This is a genomic window from Paenibacillus sp. HW567, assembly GCF_000374185.1.
Lineage (GTDB): Bacteria > Bacillota > Bacilli > Paenibacillales > Paenibacillaceae > Paenibacillus_AQ.
Map to the genome: position 1 here is coordinate 3471814 of NZ_KB910518.1, position 16793 is coordinate 3488606.

The 16793-nt window shown below is 52.0% G+C and carries 16 protein-coding genes; 4 read left to right on the forward strand and 12 right to left on the reverse strand.

Going from position 1 to position 16793, the window contains the following annotated elements:
- Positions 1–20 precede the first annotated feature (20 nt).
- The 5 genes from B212_RS0115925 to B212_RS0115945 form a co-directional block, all read right to left on the reverse strand.
- Complete coding sequence (locus B212_RS0115925; RefSeq protein ID WP_019911918.1) at positions 21–1265, reverse strand: stalk domain-containing protein; 1245 nt, start codon at positions 1263–1265, stop codon at positions 21–23.
- Between the two features lie 143 nt (positions 1266–1408).
- Complete coding sequence (locus B212_RS0115930; protein WP_019911919.1) at positions 1409–2359, reverse strand: nucleoside hydrolase; 951 nt, start codon at positions 2357–2359, stop codon at positions 1409–1411.
- A 28-nt stretch (positions 2360–2387) separates the two neighbouring features.
- Positions 2388–3569, reverse strand: coding sequence for a MalY/PatB family protein (locus B212_RS0115935; RefSeq protein WP_019911920.1), 1182 nt, complete (start codon positions 3567–3569; stop codon positions 2388–2390).
- Between the two features lie 39 nt (positions 3570–3608).
- Positions 3609–4268, reverse strand: coding sequence for a deoxynucleoside kinase (locus B212_RS0115940; RefSeq protein WP_019911921.1), 660 nt, complete (start codon positions 4266–4268; stop codon positions 3609–3611).
- Positions 4265–4888: a deoxynucleoside kinase gene (locus tag B212_RS0115945; RefSeq protein ID WP_019911922.1), complete on the reverse strand. Its 624-nt coding sequence runs from the start codon at positions 4886–4888 to the stop codon at positions 4265–4267. Before B212_RS0115945 ends, B212_RS0115940 begins: the two co-directional genes overlap by 4 nt.
- A 160-nt stretch (positions 4889–5048) precedes the next feature.
- Here B212_RS0115945 and B212_RS34545 point away from each other — a divergent pair, with 160 nt between their 5' ends.
- Positions 5049–5186 carry a hypothetical protein gene (locus B212_RS34545; RefSeq protein ID WP_156830144.1) on the forward strand — a complete coding sequence of 46 codons (138 nt, stop codon included), beginning with the start codon at positions 5049–5051 and terminating at the stop codon, positions 5184–5186.
- 69 nt (positions 5187–5255) lie between these two features.
- Positions 5256–5477, forward strand: coding sequence for a copper amine oxidase N-terminal domain-containing protein (locus tag B212_RS0115950; RefSeq protein ID WP_198015865.1), 222 nt, complete (start codon positions 5256–5258; stop codon positions 5475–5477).
- Between the two features lie 354 nt (positions 5478–5831).
- Here the strand turns inward: B212_RS0115950 and B212_RS0115955 are convergent, their stop codons facing one another.
- The 5 genes from B212_RS0115955 to clpP all read right to left on the reverse strand — a co-directional run bounded on the left by B212_RS0115955 (position 5832) and on the right by clpP (position 10966).
- A complete protein-coding gene (locus B212_RS0115955) occupies positions 5832–6812 on the reverse strand; it encodes a phosphotransferase enzyme family protein (RefSeq protein ID WP_019911924.1) in 981 nt (326 codons plus the stop codon).
- A 483-nt stretch (positions 6813–7295) separates the two neighbouring features.
- Positions 7296–8432 (reverse strand): carboxynorspermidine decarboxylase, encoded by a 1137-nt coding sequence (gene nspC / locus B212_RS0115960; RefSeq protein ID WP_028530878.1) that lies wholly within the window; start codon positions 8430–8432, stop codon positions 7296–7298.
- Between the two features lie 20 nt (positions 8433–8452).
- The gene (locus B212_RS0115965; RefSeq protein ID WP_019911926.1) at positions 8453–9652 is read right to left on the reverse strand and encodes a saccharopine dehydrogenase family protein; all 1200 of its coding nucleotides are present in this window, start codon (positions 9650–9652) and stop codon (positions 8453–8455) included.
- A gap of 506 nt (positions 9653–10158) precedes the next feature.
- Positions 10159–10365 (reverse strand): hypothetical protein, encoded by a 207-nt coding sequence (locus tag B212_RS0115970; RefSeq protein ID WP_019911927.1) that lies wholly within the window; start codon positions 10363–10365, stop codon positions 10159–10161.
- A gap of 19 nt (positions 10366–10384) precedes the next feature.
- Positions 10385–10966, reverse strand: a complete 582-nt coding sequence (gene clpP, locus B212_RS0115975) for an ATP-dependent Clp endopeptidase proteolytic subunit ClpP (protein WP_019911928.1) — start codon at positions 10964–10966, stop codon at positions 10385–10387.
- Between the two features lie 240 nt (positions 10967–11206).
- Between clpP and B212_RS31605 the strand changes: the two genes are divergently transcribed.
- Positions 11207–11959, forward strand: a complete 753-nt coding sequence (locus B212_RS31605; RefSeq protein WP_019911929.1) for an RNA polymerase sigma factor — start codon at positions 11207–11209, stop codon at positions 11957–11959.
- Positions 11959–12879 (forward strand): NAD-dependent dehydratase, encoded by a 921-nt coding sequence (locus B212_RS31610; RefSeq protein WP_332258064.1) that lies wholly within the window; start codon positions 11959–11961, stop codon positions 12877–12879. Before B212_RS31605 ends, B212_RS31610 begins: the two co-directional genes overlap by 1 nt.
- Here the strand turns inward: B212_RS31610 and B212_RS0115990 are convergent.
- Positions 12872–14656: an aminopeptidase P family protein gene (locus tag B212_RS0115990; RefSeq protein ID WP_019911930.1), complete on the reverse strand. Its 1785-nt coding sequence runs from the start codon at positions 14654–14656 to the stop codon at positions 12872–12874. The genes B212_RS31610 and B212_RS0115990 overlap by 8 nt on opposite strands.
- Before the next feature lie 307 nt (positions 14657–14963).
- Positions 14964–16790 (reverse strand): methyl-accepting chemotaxis protein, encoded by a 1827-nt coding sequence (locus tag B212_RS0116000; RefSeq protein ID WP_019911932.1) that lies wholly within the window; start codon positions 16788–16790, stop codon positions 14964–14966.
- Positions 16791–16793 lie beyond the last annotated feature (3 nt).

Here is a 16793-nt window from a genome sequence, read left to right on the forward strand (position 1 = left end):
CTGTGTCTTTTTATTCAAAATTACAGCTCTACCGATTCTCCCATCTGACTCAACACCGGCTGTCCGATCAGACCCAGCCGCCAGATCGCAATACCCTTAAGGCCATAACGTTTGGCCAGCCCGATCTTGGCGTTGACCGAGCTCTCGTTCTCGCTGTATACCGAGATGCCGAGAATCAGCTTGTCCTTGCTGACCTGCTGCAGGGCAAGACGAATGGATTCATCGACTTTGTTCATCGGCTCCGGCCCGGTCTCGCCCTCATAAGCATAGGCCATAATTACCAGATCGTCAGCGAGAGAGCTGAGTGTCTTATAATCGTACCCCTTATAGGAGCTGTTAAGCGGATGAAGAATGACGGTAAGCTTCAGATTTGCCGCCCGTGCTTTGACGGCAAGATTCTTGACAAAGGTATTATACTGGCTCTGCACCAGCTTCTTGTCCCCGGTCATGCCCAGCCCTTCCAGATCAAGCGCAATCCCCTGAAACCCTTTCTGAGAAGCGGTATCTACAATGCCTGCAATGGTCTTCTGCTGAAGCTGCAGATCCTCAACATTTTTGGTCAGCTCCAGCTCCTTGTCTCCCGAGTAGACCATCAGATAAGGGGCTGTGCCTCCGGCTGCGGCATTCTGGACAATGGATTCCGGTGTAACGTCTCCGGCAGCCTGCGGCCACCGGAATTCCGTGCCGGACGTCGTGTATTGCCCGCTGCGGTCAATCCGGCTCCAGCCAAAGGCAACCGCATCAAAATTCGGGATCAGCGAAACCTCACTGTACGCCCCCTGTGCATAGAATCCCAGCGTATATATGTCCTTCTTCGGTGAAGTGATAGATACCGTCTTAGTAGACTGATTCCAGGATACGCTTGCGCCGAACTGCTGCCCGAAGAAGCTGAGCGGAAGCATCGTTGTGCCTCTGACATTCTGCGGCGGGACAGCCAGCTTCACGGCTGCGCCGTTCACCGATGCATTTGTACTGCCCAAGGTAAGTATGACTTTCTTCTCGCCTGAAGCATCAGTATTGGTTGCAGTGATTTGCTTCGCCGCCTGATTCCATTCGACTGTAACCCCGAGTGCCTCGGATATGGCCCGGAACGGCACCATCGTGGTTCCGCTCATCACTGCCGGTTCTACCGGAAATGGCAGCGGGTAGCCATCCAATACAATACTCACGCCACCTGCTGCGGCCTGTGCACCGTTTGCCGGAAGAGCCGAGAAGCCTGCTGCTGAGATTGCTGCGCATAATACTATTTTGGCAAAACGTTTCATGCTTCGATTCTCCATTCTGTAAGGATAAAATTAGTAATCTCTCAACTATATAGTCCTCTATCATTTTACCAAATTAGATATTATTAGCAAATTAAGAGACTGTAACAATTGAGAGACCACTTTCAATCCTCCAGGCCGGGCTTTTACATGAACGCGCTCAAAAAGACACCAACCGCCCGCTCGGCGTCCACATCTACAGCTACTTCAATGAATTCGCCAACCTTGGGCTGTGCCCGCAAATCCGCAACCACCATCCCCGCGGTATGCTCGCCCTGATGCTCGACACGAACCTTCATTTGCCGGCAGGTCAGCAGATCAGGCTGCAGCGCGGCCATCATTGCCAGCGGATCATGCAGCGGCGCACTGTTAATGAGGTAATTGGCCTCACGGTAGAATTTAAAATAATGCACCAGCGACTGGTCCATGAATGCAATAACTTCCTTGCAGTCTTCCCGTCCAAAACGCTTGAGAAGCTCCAGATGCTCTGAAGTAATGCGCGTCTTAAGCGTAACGTCCAGGCCGACCATCAGCACAGGCAGTCCAGAGGTGAACACCCGGTCAGCCGCCTCCGGATCGCCCCAAATGTTGGCCTCCGCTACCGGAGTTACATTGCCGGGCTTAAAGATCGTCCCGCCCATAACAGCTACCTTTTTGAGCTTGCCGGTCAGCGCAGGGTCCAGGTCGAGCGCCAGCGACAAATTGGTCAACCGGCCGAGCGTAACCAGCACAATCTCCCCGGGATGCTCATTCGCCAGCCGGACGATAAATTCAGCCGCCGTCTCGCTGACCGGACGCTGGCTTGACGGCGGCAGTTGAACGCCGCCAATGCCATTTTCACCATGCACATGAGTCGAGAAGCCGGTAAGCTCCCGGACCAGCGCTTTCGAGGCGCCGATGGCGACCGGGATCTCATACCCCGGATTAGCCAGTGCCAGCAGCCGCAGTGTATTGTCAGCCGCCTGTGCGACATCAATATTGCCAAATACCGTTGTAATACCTTCGACAACAACGCCCGGAGCACGCAAAGCGTACAGAATCGCCATGGCATCGTCAATGCCGGTATCGCAGTCAATAATTATTCGGGTTGTTGCCATCTCTATGTTCTCCACTCCTCGAAACTGTTTACTTCACTGCGTATGGGGCAGCGGCCTTACAGAAACGCTCCAGCGCTTCCGCCAGAATGGATCTCGGGCAGGCCAGATTGATCCGCAGATGGCCTTGTCCCTCTGTGCCGAAGACAGAACCCTCGTTAAAAGCTACTTTGGCCTCGCGGTACATCAGCTTTTTCAATCCATCGCTATCTAGTCCAAGTGCCCGGCAATTCACCCACAGCAGGTAGGTAGCCTGAGGTTTCATCGGCGTCACCTGCGGCAAATTCTCTGCCAAGTAGCTAATGGCATACCCGGCATTTCCGCTGATATGCCGGGTCAGCTCGTCCAGCCATTCTTCACCTTCGTTGTAAGCTGCCTCCACCGCCTCCGCTGCAAAATAAGCAGCCATATGCACGCTCAGCGCCTTCAGCTTCAGGTCGAATTTACGCTTCAAGGCCGGATTTGAGGTGACAATATAGGAGGTCTGCAGACCGGGCAGATTGAAGGTTTTGGTAGCCGCCAGTGTAGTCAGCGTAATATTGGACAATTCCTCTGACAAGGAGGCGAACGGAATGTGCTTGTGGCCCGGCATTATCATATCGCAATGGATTTCATCCGAGATAACGGTAACTCCGTACCGCAGGCATAACTCTCCGAGCCGCAGCAGCTCTTCCCGTTCCCACACTCTGCCGCCCGGGTTATGCGGATTGCAGAGCAGCAGCAGCTTGGCGCCGCCGGCCATCAGCTCCTCAAGCTGGGCATAGTCCATAACGTACCGGCCTTCATCTTCAATTAGCGGATTAATAGCCACCTTGCGGTCATTCATCCGAATAACATCATAGAAAGGATAATATACCGGAGACTGCAGAATCACCTGATCCCCCGGCTTGCTGAACAGCTCGACAGAAAGGCCGAGGGAGGTGACGATCCCCGGTGAATCGCTGATCCATTCCTTTTGAATGTCCCAATCATGACGTCTGCGGTACCAATCCTTAATGGCTTCCTGGTAGGATTCGCTAGCTATGCTATAGCCGTAAATACCCTCCTGCACCCGGCGCAGAATCGCTTCCTTCACAGCGGGCGGGCTTTCAAAATCCATATCCGCTACCCACAGCGGCAGAATATCCTGATCACCAAAGAGCTTCTCGGACTGGTCCCATTTGTAAGAGCGGGTATTGCGGCGGTCAATGACACGGTTAAAATCATACTTCAATTGTATTCACCCTTCCTTTCTGCTTGTTCAATTATTGTATCACGGGGAGACGCTTCCGGCATCCCGCCCGATCGCCGTTCCCACCTGCTTCAGGATTTCCGCCATGGAGGCAGGGTCGTTCACATCATAATCATCTATGTTCAGCCGCAGCACCGGACACGCGCTGAATTCATTGATCCACTGTGAATAACGCCCGTGCATGTGCTCCCAATAAGAGACATCGGTCTGAATCTCCATCTCGCGTCCGCGTTCTTTGATCCGGGTAAGGATCGACGGCAGGCTGCCTTCGATATAGATCAGCACATCGGGATGAGGAAAATACGGCGTCATGACCATAGCCTCGTACAGGCTGGTGTAGGTCTCATAGTCCGTTTTGGACATGGTGCCTTGATCGGCATGCATTTTAGCGAAAATACCGGTATCCTCATAAATCGAACGGTCCTGCACGAACCCTCCGCCCAGCTCAAACATCTTCTTCTGCTCCTTAAAGCGTTCGGCCAGGAAGTAGATTTGCAGATGAAAGCTCCAGCGTTCGAAATCGTGATAGAATTTTTCCAAATACGGGTTGTGGTCCACCTGCTCCAGCGAGGTCTGGAAATTCAGGCGCTCCGCCAGGGCTGCGGTCAGCGTCGATTTACCGACCCCCACCGTTCCGGCTACAGTGATAATTGCGTTATCCGGGATGTTGTATGCGTTCATTTCATAAGCTCCTTTAGGTGTGCGGCGATTGCGGTAAAGTCTTCATTATTCTCCACAAAATCAACCTGATTTCCATCAATGGTGACAATCCGGGTAGACGGCTCAGTGAGGGCGAGCGAGGCCATCGCCTCGTCGTAATCCTCAATCAATTGCTCCAGATAAGCTGGCGCAATATCTTCTTCGAAAGAACGTCCACGCTTGGCAATTCTCTTCAGCAGAGTATCCAGATCCGCACGAATGTACAGGATAATATCCGGCTTCGGCAGATCATCGGTCAGCACATGATAAATCTTCCGGTACTTCTCCCGCTTCGTCCCCTTGAGTGTACGCTCACTGAAGATCAGATTCTTATAAATATGATAATCCGAGATGACCGGCTTCCCTTTATCTATGTACCGGTTCACGGTATCCTCAAGCTGCTTGTAGCGGTTGCAGAGAAAAAACATTTCCAGTTGAAAGCTCCAGTCGTCCATATTCTGATAGAACTTGTCCAGAAAAGGATTCTCATCCACAATTTCTTTGATCACCGGAAGCTGTAGTTTCTCCGCCAGCATGGTGGCGAGTGTTGTTTTGCCGGCTCCGATGGGGCCTTCCACTGCAATAAAAGGTGCATGTTCCATTAATGCTGATATCCTCCTCAAATACGGTCAATACCGGATGAAGCCCGCTAAAATTAATGTTCTCTAAAAACAGACTAAACTATTGTATCACAGGTGAGGTGCCTATGAATGCGTAAATTTAGAGAATCCTTTCGCTGTCCGGCCGCGTCTAAGTGCAGCTATGCAGAAACCGATTGCCGTCTCTCTGAACGGCGAGAATGTCAGCCTGATGAATGGCGTGATCATCTGCAATGGTCAGAACTTTATCCCGCTGCGTTCCCTGTTCGACAAGCTGGGGCAACAGTGGCCTATACTATAAGGAGGATGTCAAATCCGCACCTGCCGGCAAAGACAGCCCGGCGGCATGATCCGCGCGGTGAGTAAAAAGGTGACTATTACCCGAAACGCCGCAGATAAGCAGGCGCTGTCCATTACGATCAACACGGTGACCTGGGCAACCACCGTCAATGATAAAAGTGTAATGCTGCCTACGCCTCCCTTTATTGTATCCGGCAAGGTATACCTGCCTTTACGGTTTATCAGCGAGCAGCTTGGTGCTTCAGTCAACTGGCTTCCGCAGCAGGAGACCCTTGCCATTACAATGAAATAGACAAACGGCCGGCCTCCACATCATGTAGAGGCTGGCCGTATTTGTCAGTTATGCGTAAAGATCGCGCGGAGGCGGGAATAAGATAAATGTATTTCATACAGCTATCCGATGCTGGAACAGCCAATTTCTTGACTTATTTGTATTGTATACAATTATAAATCGGACTTTGCGGATTTATGGCTTCCTGCGGCGTTTTTAATTGTACGGAATACAGTTAACTCCATGATCACCGGCAAAAGTAAGCTTTTAGCTGCACAGAATACAACTATCTCAAATTCCTGTTAGCGAGGCAATTCGGGCAAGCCTTTCCCTGGTGAACGAATCCGGGAATCCATAGTTCAGGCCGCACTATATTTAGAGCTTCTCTCCGAACCGGGAAGCTTCGGACTGCTTGTAAGCGTCCAGACGGCCTCTCAGTCCGATTAGCCATTCCGGCTCATGCTCCCACTTCTCCGCAGTGGAGTGCAGGGTGCGGGCATACCCGTACAAGCCGGCAAAACGTCTGCATGCCGCGATGGACGGGCCATCCTCAGGCAACTTGTAGCGGGTGGCATAACCGTCCATAAAACACTGTTTCTTATGATCCAGCACCTCGGGTGAAACCTCTTCCTGCAGGTGGTCCAGTGCTTGCCCGATATCCACTGCATACCAGTGGTACATGGCATCATCGAAATCAATGACATTGACCGCATCCCCTGCCTCGTCATAAAAAACATTGTCCAGCTCAAAATCATAATGGATCAGCCCATAGTTGGCCTTGGTAACCGGCAAGGTGTGAAAGTATTCCGCAAGCACCTCTGTCTCCGCCATCGCCGCCGTCTCCTCCGGGAAGCCGCTCAGTACCTGCCGAATCCACTCCAGCACCTCGTTGTGACACCATCGTTTGCTCTGTACAGGGCTGTATTCGCCGGATAGACGATGCAGCTCTCCCAAGGCTTGACCGTAACGGAATACGGTCTTGTCATCCATCGGTACATTATCCATCCGCACCCCGGCCACGCGCTTGAACACCGTCGCAGAATAAGCCCCCCAAGGCGTCTGCGCCTCTATTAGCTGGTCCCCTCCCCGGGAAGGCACAGCTTCAAGCACTCCATACCCCCGGTCTCGAAGATAAGCGATAAATTCCAGTTCCGCCAGGAGATTGCTTTTCAGCTTTTCGGACTGCGGCGCAAACCTTAACAACCGGTTCTGTCCACCACATTCAAACGGATAAATCGCATTGGACGAGATTCTATAATACTGAAACAAATGCAGCGACTCCCGGTCAAACTCCCAGTTCGCCAGCAGCATTTCCGCCAAATCCACATTATTGAACAAATATTTTAATTTCAACACGCTCTGCAGCAGCTCCTTATAATATCAGGTTTCACTCACCTTTTCTGCAGCAGTTATTCTATTAGCCCGGCGTTTCATGCCGATCACTCCCTTCACTTGCAAACTGAGTTCAGTTTACTTGAACCCCCGCGCAGGAGCCATGTAATAAATAAATTAAGATATTCTATACGCAAAAAAGAGGCGTCCCAGCCAGCCTCAACGGCCAGCGGAACGCCCCTTATTGTACAAAATGAACTTAGAAACTGATTAAAAAGGTAGGAGTGCGCAAGGGAAGTTTGGAACTGTAGGAGCGGTAGCGTCCGCCTGAGAGCTTTCCGTAGGAAAGCTGGCATCGTAAGCATAAGCTGTCTCCGTATTTCAACCAAAAAACGGTTCAAATTAAGAAATATGGAGACAACAGCGGCTGGAAGTCCAAACATTCCCCGGAGTTACGACCATAACCTAACATATCAAACCTCAAGTTCATTTTATATAAACCTTTTTTTAAGACAACCGGCCGCTGAAATCCTTATATTCAAATTCACGGATTACCTTGAGGCCCTCTTCCTCGTTGTAGGAAGCGATGGCTGGGAGGTTCACGCCATTGAACATATGGTTCTTGACCATGGAATAATGCGCCATGTCGAGGAATACCAGCTTGTCGCCGTATTTGAGCGGCTCAGGGAACGAATAATCCCCGATAACATCTCCCGCCAGGCAGGTCATGCCGCCGAGTCTGTAGGTGTACGGGTATTCTCCCGGCTCTCCGGCTCCGATAATGCCCGGACGGTACGGCATTGCCAGCACGTCCGGCATATGGCATTCTGCCGAAGTATCAAGAATGGCAATATCCATTCCATTGTGCATTGTATCCAGTACAGTCGCTACCAGGTATCCGGTATTCAGCGCAACGGCTTCGCCCGGCTCCAGATAGATCTGGACATTATAGGTTTCCTTCATATGCAGGATACATTTAATCAAAGTCTCCAGATCATAATCCGGGCGGGTAATATGATGTCCGCCGCCGAAGTTGAGCCATTTCATGCCGTGCAGATATTCTCCGAACTTCTCCTCGACTACCTTGAGCGTACGCTCAAGGGTATCCGAGTTCTGCTCGCACATCGTATGGAAATGCAGCCCGTCGATGCCTTCCAGCTCTTCCGGGCGGAAGTTCGGCAGCGTTACTCCCATACGGGAGTAGTTGTAGCAAGGATCGTACAGCGGCACTTCAATCTCGGAATACTCCGGGTTGACGCGGATGCCACAGCTAATTGCCTTAGGCGCATTCTGCACCCGTTCCTTGAACCGGTTCCACTGGTCAAACGAATTGAATACCATATGGTCACTGTAGCGAAGCAGCTCGTTTAACTCGCGGTCTACATAAGCCGGAGCGTAGACATGCACCTCTTTGCCCATTTCCTCATAGCCGAGTCTCGCTTCGAACAAGGAGCTGGAGGTTACGCCATGCAGGTATTTGCCGACCAGCGGGTAGAGCGCGTGCATCGAGAAGCCTTTTTGCGCGAGCAGAATCTTTGCACCGGTACGCTCCTGCACGTAGTTCAACGTTTCCAGGTTCTTCTTAAGCAGCCGTTCATCGACTAGATAAGCGGGCGACGGCAGCGTGCTGATATCAATATCTATATCCTTCATTGCCTTACGTCCTAGTCAAGAAGCGTTGGCGAGAAATCTTCTTGCCAAGGCAGTCCGTATTTGTTCAGTGCATCCATGAACGGGTCCGGGTCGAACTCTTCAACGTTGTATACGCCCGGCTTCTTCCAGATGCCTTTTATAATCATCATCGCTCCGATCATCGCAGGAACGCCGGTAGTGTAGGAAATGGCCTGGGAGCCAACCTCTTTGTAGCATTCTTCGTGATCGCAGACATTGTAGACATAATAGGTTTTTGGCTGACCGTCTTTGGTGCCTTGAATAATGCAGCCGATGTTCGTTTTGCCCTTGGTTCTTGGTCCCAGAGAAGCCGGGTCAGGCAGAATGGCCTTCAGGAACTGCAAAGGAATAATCTCCTTGCCTTCATATACAATCGGCTCAATGGAGGTCATGCCCACATTCTCAAGCACCTTCAGGTGAGTCAGGTAGTTCTGCGAGAAGGTCATCCAGAAGCGGATTTTCTTCACGCCTTTGATGTTCGCAGCCAGAGATTCAAGCTCCTCATGGTACAGCAGGTAAATATCCTTCGGGCCGATCTCCGGGAGATCGTAGACTTTTTTCTCGGACAGTGGAGCGGTTTCGATCCATTCGCCATTCTCGAAGTAACGTCCGTTGGCGGTGATTTCACGAATATTGATCTCAGGATTGAAGTTGGTCGCAAACGGATAACCGTGGTCGCCCGCATTCGCATCAACAATGTCAATCGTGTGGATTTCGTCAAAATAATGCTTCTGCGCATACGCCGTGAATACGCCGGTTACACCGGGATCAAATCCGCTGCCGAGCAGCGCGGTAATTCCGGCTTTCTCGAATCTTTCTTTGTAGGCCCATTGCCAGGAGTATTCGAATTTCGCAGTATCCTGCGGTTCGTAGTTGGCGGTATCTACATAGTGCACTCCCGTTGCCAGGCAAGCATCCATAATAGTCAGATCCTGATATGGGAGAGCGACATTAATCACGACATCCGGCTGGAAGCTCTTGATCAGTTCAATTACCTCTTCCGTGTTGTCTGCATCAAGCTGCGCCGTAGAAATCTTCGTCTGGCCTCCGGCCAATTTATCTTTCAGAGCATCACATTTCGCGAGGGTTCTGCTCGCTATGCAGATCTCTTCAAATACATCCGGGTTCTGGCAGCATTTATGAACAACAACGCTTGCTACACCGCCAGCGCCAATAATTAACGCTTTTCCCAAAATTGATTACCTCCTAAAATTCCATATTGAAAAATCAACAACGCTGATTATACATAATGCACAGCAATAAATCAATAAAAAACGACAAAAATTGATACCGAGACTGTAAAATCTTCTACTTTTCACGTTAATACTCTGAAACACATGGAAATACGCTGAAATGCTCCGTTTCTCTGCGGTTTCTTCTTCAAATTCAAAATACTGCAAAGCTTAATAGGGAATAAATCTTCCTGGATCAGAACAACTAGACAATTGTACCACAGTAGCGGCCTACTTCATAATAATATTTGAAAAGCTATGAAATGGCTCACCTCTGCGACTGCATATCCCCATCCTATGGGTGCCGCACCGTTATACCCCGTTAGACTTATTATGTGTAGCGCAGCTAATACAATACCCTGACCCGCCCGCAAACTACAACAGCCTCCACTTCCCTATACCCATAGAGAAATGAAGGCTGTTGTGTGCAGACTTGATAAAAAGTCCGTGTGCTGTGAATTCAGCGGCTATTGCCCGAATCCAACCCGGGGGCGCTCCCGCTCCTTAGTCACCACGGCTACCGCCCGGATAGAGGTGATAGGAATGTACAGCAATTGGTATTCCGTACGGTACTTCACGAACCGCTCGTCAAGCTCCTCCAGCACACCGCCACCGGCATTCGAGCCGTCCAAAAATTGAATTGTTACCTCTTGCCCAAGCAAAGCTGTCAGCATTTGAATCCCGCTCCCCGTCTTAAAGTTTGGTAATCACTTTGTCGATAATCCCGTATTCCAGCGCCTCCTGGGCCGACATGAAATAATCCCGGTCCATATCCTTCTCCACCTTATGGGCCGGCTGTCCCGTGCGCTCTGCGCTGATCTGCACGATCTTCTCCCTGATCTGCAGGATACGTCTCGCGCTGATCGCTATGTCGCTGGCCTGCCCCTGTGCCCCGCCATGCGGCTGATGAATCATAATTTCGCTGTTCGGGAGCGCATAACGTTTGCCTGTGGCTCCGGCCAGCAGCAGCAGTGAAGCGAAGGAAGCTGCAAATCCTGTACAAATCGTACTGACCTGCGGCTTGATTACCTGCATCGTATCATAAATGCCGAAGCCTGCGGTAGTCGATCCTCCCGGGCTGTTGATATACATCTGGATATCCTTGTCGGGATCATCTGCCGCCAGGAACAGCAATTGGGCAATGATGCTATTCGCAAGCTGATCATCAATCGCCGCACCCACAAATACAATCCGGTCCTTCAGCAGCCGGGAATAAATATCATAGGAACGCTCGCCTCTGCCCGTTTGTTCAATGACATAAGGAACTATGCTCATATTCATGCCTCCTAGTGAGTTGAAATTTGTTTTTATACTCTGTAAACGGAGGAATTGCCGTGAAGGATACGCAGGCAGCAGGAAATCAGCCAATGGGGATGCAGCGTATCTTTTACAATGAACTGTTCGTTTATATAATATAGAGGTAACTGAAAACTCAGCATCAAGCGGTAACGGCTGCGGCGTCTTTAAATAGAAGGGTATCCGTTTCAGCATGAAATAAGAAGGAGATGATCGCAGATGTCGATCCTTGAACCATACAGCACCGTGAGCCTGACAGACGAGCGCAGCCTAGCACCGCTTCGTGAAGCCTTGCAGCGGTATTGCCTGTCGCTGACCCGCTCCCGGGCGGACGCAGAGGATTTGGCCCAGGACACCTGGACCAAAGCGCTTGCTTACGGGAAATTTGCGGATAGCCCGAATCCTGAAGCGCTGCTGCTGCGGATTGCCAAGAACACCTGGATTGACGATGTGCGGCGCAAAGCGTCCCTGACGCGCTTACTGGAGCGCACGTTAGCTTCCTCCGGTCCCGATTCCGGGCACATGCCGGAGAACAGCCTGACCGAAATCGAGCTGGCGTTCCAGGCTCTAATCCGGCATCTGTCGCCGCTGCAAAGAACAGTGTTCGTGCTGCGCGACGTGCTTGGTTATCCGGCAAGCGAAGCGGCAGAGCTGCTCGGTACCACTGAAGGAGCGGTCAAAGCTGCGCTGCACCGGGCGCGGCAGGCTCTGAACGCGGTCCGCCGCGAGCTGACGGAGCATGAGGGCCCCGGACTGCCGCAGGACATGGATTTCAGAATTCTGCTGCGCGCGCTTGCCGCTTCCTATGAGAAAGGCCAGCTTCCCGTCATGCTGGAGCTGCTCCGTCAGGAGACAGCGGCGGAAATGACGATGGCGGTAAGCAGCAGCACCGTACAGGGACATTTTGGCGGAATCAGCATCAACGCTACCCCGGCTATCGGAACTATGACACAGCTAAGAATGGCGGCATAATGAGGCAGACTGATCTAATTTTGAGGAGTGTATACGATGAGGAACATACTTGTACTCGGGGAACCCGTTTTTTTGGCAAAAGATTAGTTGAACGGCTGCTGCAAGACCCAGACACCCGGGTAACTCTTCTCACGCGGGGATTCGCGGAGGACAGCTTTGGCGGGAGTGTTCAGCGGCTGAACGCAGACCGGACAGATTCCGAAGCGCTTGCTGAAGCGGTGGGGGCTGCTGCATGGGATGTGGTCTACGACAACATCTGCTTTTCCCCGGATGAGGCGGCAGCGGCCAGCCGTATTTTTGCCGGCACAGCTAAGCGATATATTCTGACCTCCAGCCTATCTGTATATGATCCAAGACCGGACATTCTGCTTGAGGCTGATTTTGATCCGTTATTCTATCCTCTGCAATTAGGGGCGAAGGAGGATTTCAGTTACCAGGAGGGCAAAAGATTGGCCGAGACGGTTCTTTTGACACAATCGGCATTTCCAGCCGCTGCGGTCCGGTTTCCGATTGTGCTCGGAACGGATGATTACACGAAACGTCTGCATTTTCACCTTGAGCATGTGCGCGCGGGCAGACCTGTCGGAATCCCGAATCCGGGCGCGGTTATCTCGTTTATCCGCTCCGATGAAGCCGCAGATTTCCTGTATTGGCTGGGGTTCTCGCCGCTGACGGGACCCGTGAACGCCTGCTCGGACGGCACGCTGGCGATTGGGGAGATCATTTCTATCATTGAGCAAGTGACCGGCCAGCAGGCAGTTGTCGTGAAAGAAACAGCCACCCCGGACATGTCTCCGTTTGGAATCGAGGAGTCCTGGCATATGGATACAGCAAAAGCCCGCGGGGCGGGCTTTCACTTTCTCAAGCTGGCAGAATGGTTCCCGGAGCTGGTCGCAGCGCTGAATCATTCACTTAAATAGCTGCGGTTTCCCGCTTCAGCCACTCCAGGTCTCCAGTACTCAGCATACCGGTGCCGCTCAGACGGTTATACACTTCCTGGTGGTACAGGTTAAGCCAACTGCGCTCTGAATCCGTCAGTAGGGAAGGAAGAATCGCTTCCCGGTCAATCGGCAGATAGCAAAGCTCTTCAAACCGGAAGAAGGTGCCGAACTCGGTGGTTTCATCCTCCACCACAAGCAGGGTATTTTCCGTGCGGATACCGTGGCGGCCTTCCTTGTAGACGCCGGGTTCCACAGTAATGAGCATCCCTTTTTCCAGGACTGCCATATTGGGCTTATGGCTGAACCGCTGCGGCTCTTCATGGACATTGGAGAAATAGCCTACGCCATGTCCAGTGCCGCATTTGTAATCCAGTCCGTTATCCCACAAAGGCTTGCGGGCCAGAATATCCAGGCTGGAGCCGGTGGAGCCGTACAGGAACCGGGCAGTGGACAAGGCAATGACGGATTTCAGCACCAAGGTAAAGTCCTTCTTCTGCTCATCCGTGAGCGGTCCCAGCGCAAGGGTCCGGGTAATATCCGTAGTGCCATTATGGAAGTGGCAGCCGGAATCCAGAAGGAAGAAGCCTTCCGGCTTCAGGGTATATTGGGCTTCGGGAACCGGCTTGTAGTGCATCATCGCTGCGTGGTCGCCATAGGCCGAAATGGCTGCAAAGCTAAACTCCTGAAATAGAGGAAGCTGCCCGCGGAATTCCAGGCTTTTGTCCACGACATCTATCTCGGTAATGCCTCCTTGGTCCACGTTGTCTTTAATCCACTTGAACAGGCGGACCAAAGAGGTGCAGTCCTTGAGATACGCGTCCCGGATATGGCCGATTTCCGTATCATTCTTGACGGCTTTGGGCGGCGTAACCAGGCTTGGCGCTTCAATCACCCGGATAACTTCAGCAATGGAGGTGCGGAGCCGGACGTTGGTTTTGGCAGGATCAAGGACGAGGGCCGCCGGAGCCTCCAACCCGTTCAAATAGCCGTACACTGCATCATAAGCCTGCACGCGGATTCCGTCATCTGCCAAGGCGCGTACCGCTTCCTCCGGCACCTTGCGGAGATCGGTGAACAGACATGCGGAATCCGGTCCCACAACTACATATGAGGTTACATAGGGGTTGTAGAGGATATCCCGGCCCCGTATATTCAAGAGCCAGCAAATCTCGTCGAGCACCGGCAGGAGGTAATAATCCGCTCCAAGACTTTTCATAGCCGTGCGGATCAGAGTCAGCTTCTCTGCTCTGCTTGTGCCCGCCAGTTCTTCGGCATGAAGAAAGATGCTTTCTCCTGGAATCTCCGGACGGTCCTGCCATATGGCGCCAATGGGGTCCTTGTCCGTGAGGAATACAATGTTCTTGCCTTCGGTGGCCTTCGATAATGTCTCCATAGTCCGTATGGACACGGTTCTGCCGTCCAGCGCCAAGCGGCTGCCGGAGGGAAGGACTTCTTTCAGCCATTCCTCTATAGTTGGCACGCCGGGCTCGCCCATTTTGAACAGCGCAATCCCGGAGCCTTCCAGTTCCTGCGCCGCCTGAATGAAGTAACGCCCGTCCGTCCATAGGCCGGCGCTCTCCTTAAGAATCACAGCCGTTCCCGCCGATCCGGTAAATCCGCTGATCCACTCTCTGCTTTTCCAATGCTCCCCTACATACTCGCTCATATGGGCATCGCTGCTCGGAACGTAGCAAACATCAATGTTTTCTTTGTCCATCCACTGCCGCAGCATAGACAGCTTTTCTCGGGTTTCCATGTGTATCGTCTCCTTGAAGTAAATTGAGGAATCTATTATTTCGACTTTTCCCAGTGTACGTCCGCTAGTGCAGATAAATCAAGGATAAATATCCCAGTTCCTTCCAAACAAATCCGATGGTGAAACTGATGATGTGAAGTGGAAACGGCTAAATTCTTATATTTGAACAAAATAGCCAGTCCGGACATGATCCCGCTTAGAATTGAAGACGCTCTGGCATATGAAGACAGTACAAGCCCGCAGAGCGGGCTTGTACTGTCTGAAGCTGGCAACATAGTTCCCGGAGCTGGACACAATGCTGAGTAATTCACTCCCCCACTGCAAGCAGCTCGCCTGTAGATTCGGCATCCTCACGGGCGGGTTCATCCAGGATCAGCAGCAGACCGGCCGGGGTCTCCGGACCGGTTTGCTCTTCGATTTTGAACACATTGATTTCCTTGAACAATTGCTGCGATATTTCATTGATCTCTACCGCCTGCCGGGCGATATCGCTGATTGCCTGATCCTGTTGGGTGCTGGAAGCATTAACCTCCTGCACACCCGCTGCGGTCTGCTCGGCTACGGAGGCCACAGAATGTACGGATTCAGCCAGCCGGGAGTTGATCTTCCGGGTCTGCTCCACCTTCTGATGAATTTGTCCAATCTGGCGGCTGATTCCGGTAATTGATTCGTCAATGGCCCCGAAGGAAGCCAGGGTCTCTTCTACCTGATGATCCTGATCCTCCAGGCTTTTCTTGGTTTCCAGCATGTATTGCTGGAAATCCGCCATGCTGATCTGCAGCTCACTGATAATCCGGCTGATATGTATGGATGAATCGTTCGTCTGTACGGATAAATGCCGAACCTCATCGGCGATCACGGCAAAGCCCTTGCCTGAAGCGCCGGCCCGGGCCGCTTCGATGGCGGCGTTCAGGGACAGGATATTCGTCTGCTTGGAAATCTCCGTAATGGAGTTGGTAATGCGCGAAATATCTCCTGACTGCTGGACCAGCTTCTCCAGCGCATCATAGACCTTGTTAATGGAAGTCCGGGAATGCGCTGAAATCTCCCGCAGCGCGGTGACCGTCTCGGAGCCTTTGCGTGTATTCCGGTTAGCCGTTTCGCTGGTCGTGAGCATCACACCGGTATGATCGGTAATTTCATGAACCTCGCGTTCCAGCTCCTGCAGCAGCTCCGAGCTCTGTTCAGACTGCACCGCCTGCTGTCCCGCCCCCACCGAAATTTCCTGTATCGTACGGAGGATTTCCTGATTGGCGTGGGCGGTAATTGCAGAGGACTGCTGGAACGAATGCGAATAATCTGCAAGTGATGAAGCCGCGGACAAGGTCTGCCGCAGCATATCGCGGACCCGGCTCACCATATGATCGAAATGGTGGCTGAGCCGTCCAAGCTCATCATTGTAGGGAGAATTGATCTGCTGCCGCAGATCCCCTTCGGAGATCTCCTTGAGCGCCGCCTGCAGCTTCCCGACCGGCGTCATGAAAGAGCGGATCAGCATCCAGCCAAGCAGCAGGGTGAATAGGAATACGCCCACTGCCGCATATACAATGATGGATACCGTATGGTCCAGCATAAGAAAAGAATAACTCTGCGCCTTCTCCGCATTATCGGCAGCCGCCGTATACAGCTCGCCATTCGTCTTCAGCATGGATTGGCTGAGTGCCAATGCCTTCGTATGTAAGTCATCAATTTGCTCCAGCACAGTCAATGGATCGAGGCTGGCATCTCCCATTACCCCGAGCAGTTTGTCAAAAATTCCTTTATATTCTCCGGCTTGGGTACGCAATTGTTGAAGCACCTTGAAGGCAGGCGTATCTGCCTCAAAATTCACTTTCGCCAGTTCAGAGGCAAGCTGCTGCTGCTTGTCCTTAAATTGCCCGGCCAGCTCCACATCACTCGACTCGGCAAGCGCACTTTCCGCCCGGTTCATCTCCTGCAGCAATTGGGTGATCGTTGAGACGGTGATTCTTTTTTCCATCTCCGTTTTTTGCTTTTCCATGGAACGCTCTACTTCGCTGATCTTATTCCCCTGGTACAGTGCCACCCCCAGAAAAATAAGTGTAATGGCGGAAAAGCTTAGAATCAGCTTCCATTTCATAGAAAAGTGCAGCGGGTTTCCCTTCAAACGAATCATCCC

Coding starts and splice junctions, on each gene's coding strand:
- B212_RS0115925 (WP_019911918.1), bottom strand. CDS start 1,265: ATGAAACGTTTTGCCAAAATAGTATTATGCGCAGCAATCTCAGCAGCA.
- B212_RS0115930 (WP_019911919.1), bottom strand. CDS start 2,359: ATGGCAACAACCCGAATAATTATTGACTGCGATACCGGCATTGACGAT.
- B212_RS0115940 (WP_019911921.1), bottom strand. CDS start 4,268: ATGAACGCATACAACATCCCGGATAACGCAATTATCACTGTAGCCGGA.
- B212_RS0115945 (WP_019911922.1), bottom strand. CDS start 4,888: ATGGAACATGCACCTTTTATTGCAGTGGAAGGCCCCATCGGAGCCGGC.
- B212_RS34545 (WP_156830144.1), top strand. CDS start 5,049: ATGCAGAAACCGATTGCCGTCTCTCTGAACGGCGAGAATGTCAGCCTG.
- B212_RS0115970 (WP_019911927.1), bottom strand. CDS start 10,365: ATGCTGACAGCTTTGCTTGGGCAAGAGGTAACAATTCAATTTTTGGAC.
- clpP (WP_019911928.1), bottom strand. CDS start 10,966: ATGAGCATAGTTCCTTATGTCATTGAACAAACGGGCAGAGGCGAGCGT.
- B212_RS31605 (WP_019911929.1), top strand. CDS start 11,207: ATGTCGATCCTTGAACCATACAGCACCGTGAGCCTGACAGACGAGCGC.
- B212_RS31610 (WP_332258064.1), top strand. CDS start 11,959: ATGAGGCAGACTGATCTAATTTTGAGGAGTGTATACGATGAGGAACAT.
- B212_RS0115990 (WP_019911930.1), bottom strand. CDS start 14,656: ATGGAAACCCGAGAAAAGCTGTCTATGCTGCGGCAGTGGATGGACAAA.
- B212_RS0116000 (WP_019911932.1), bottom strand. CDS start 16,790: ATGATTCGTTTGAAGGGAAACCCGCTGCACTTTTCTATGAAATGGAAG.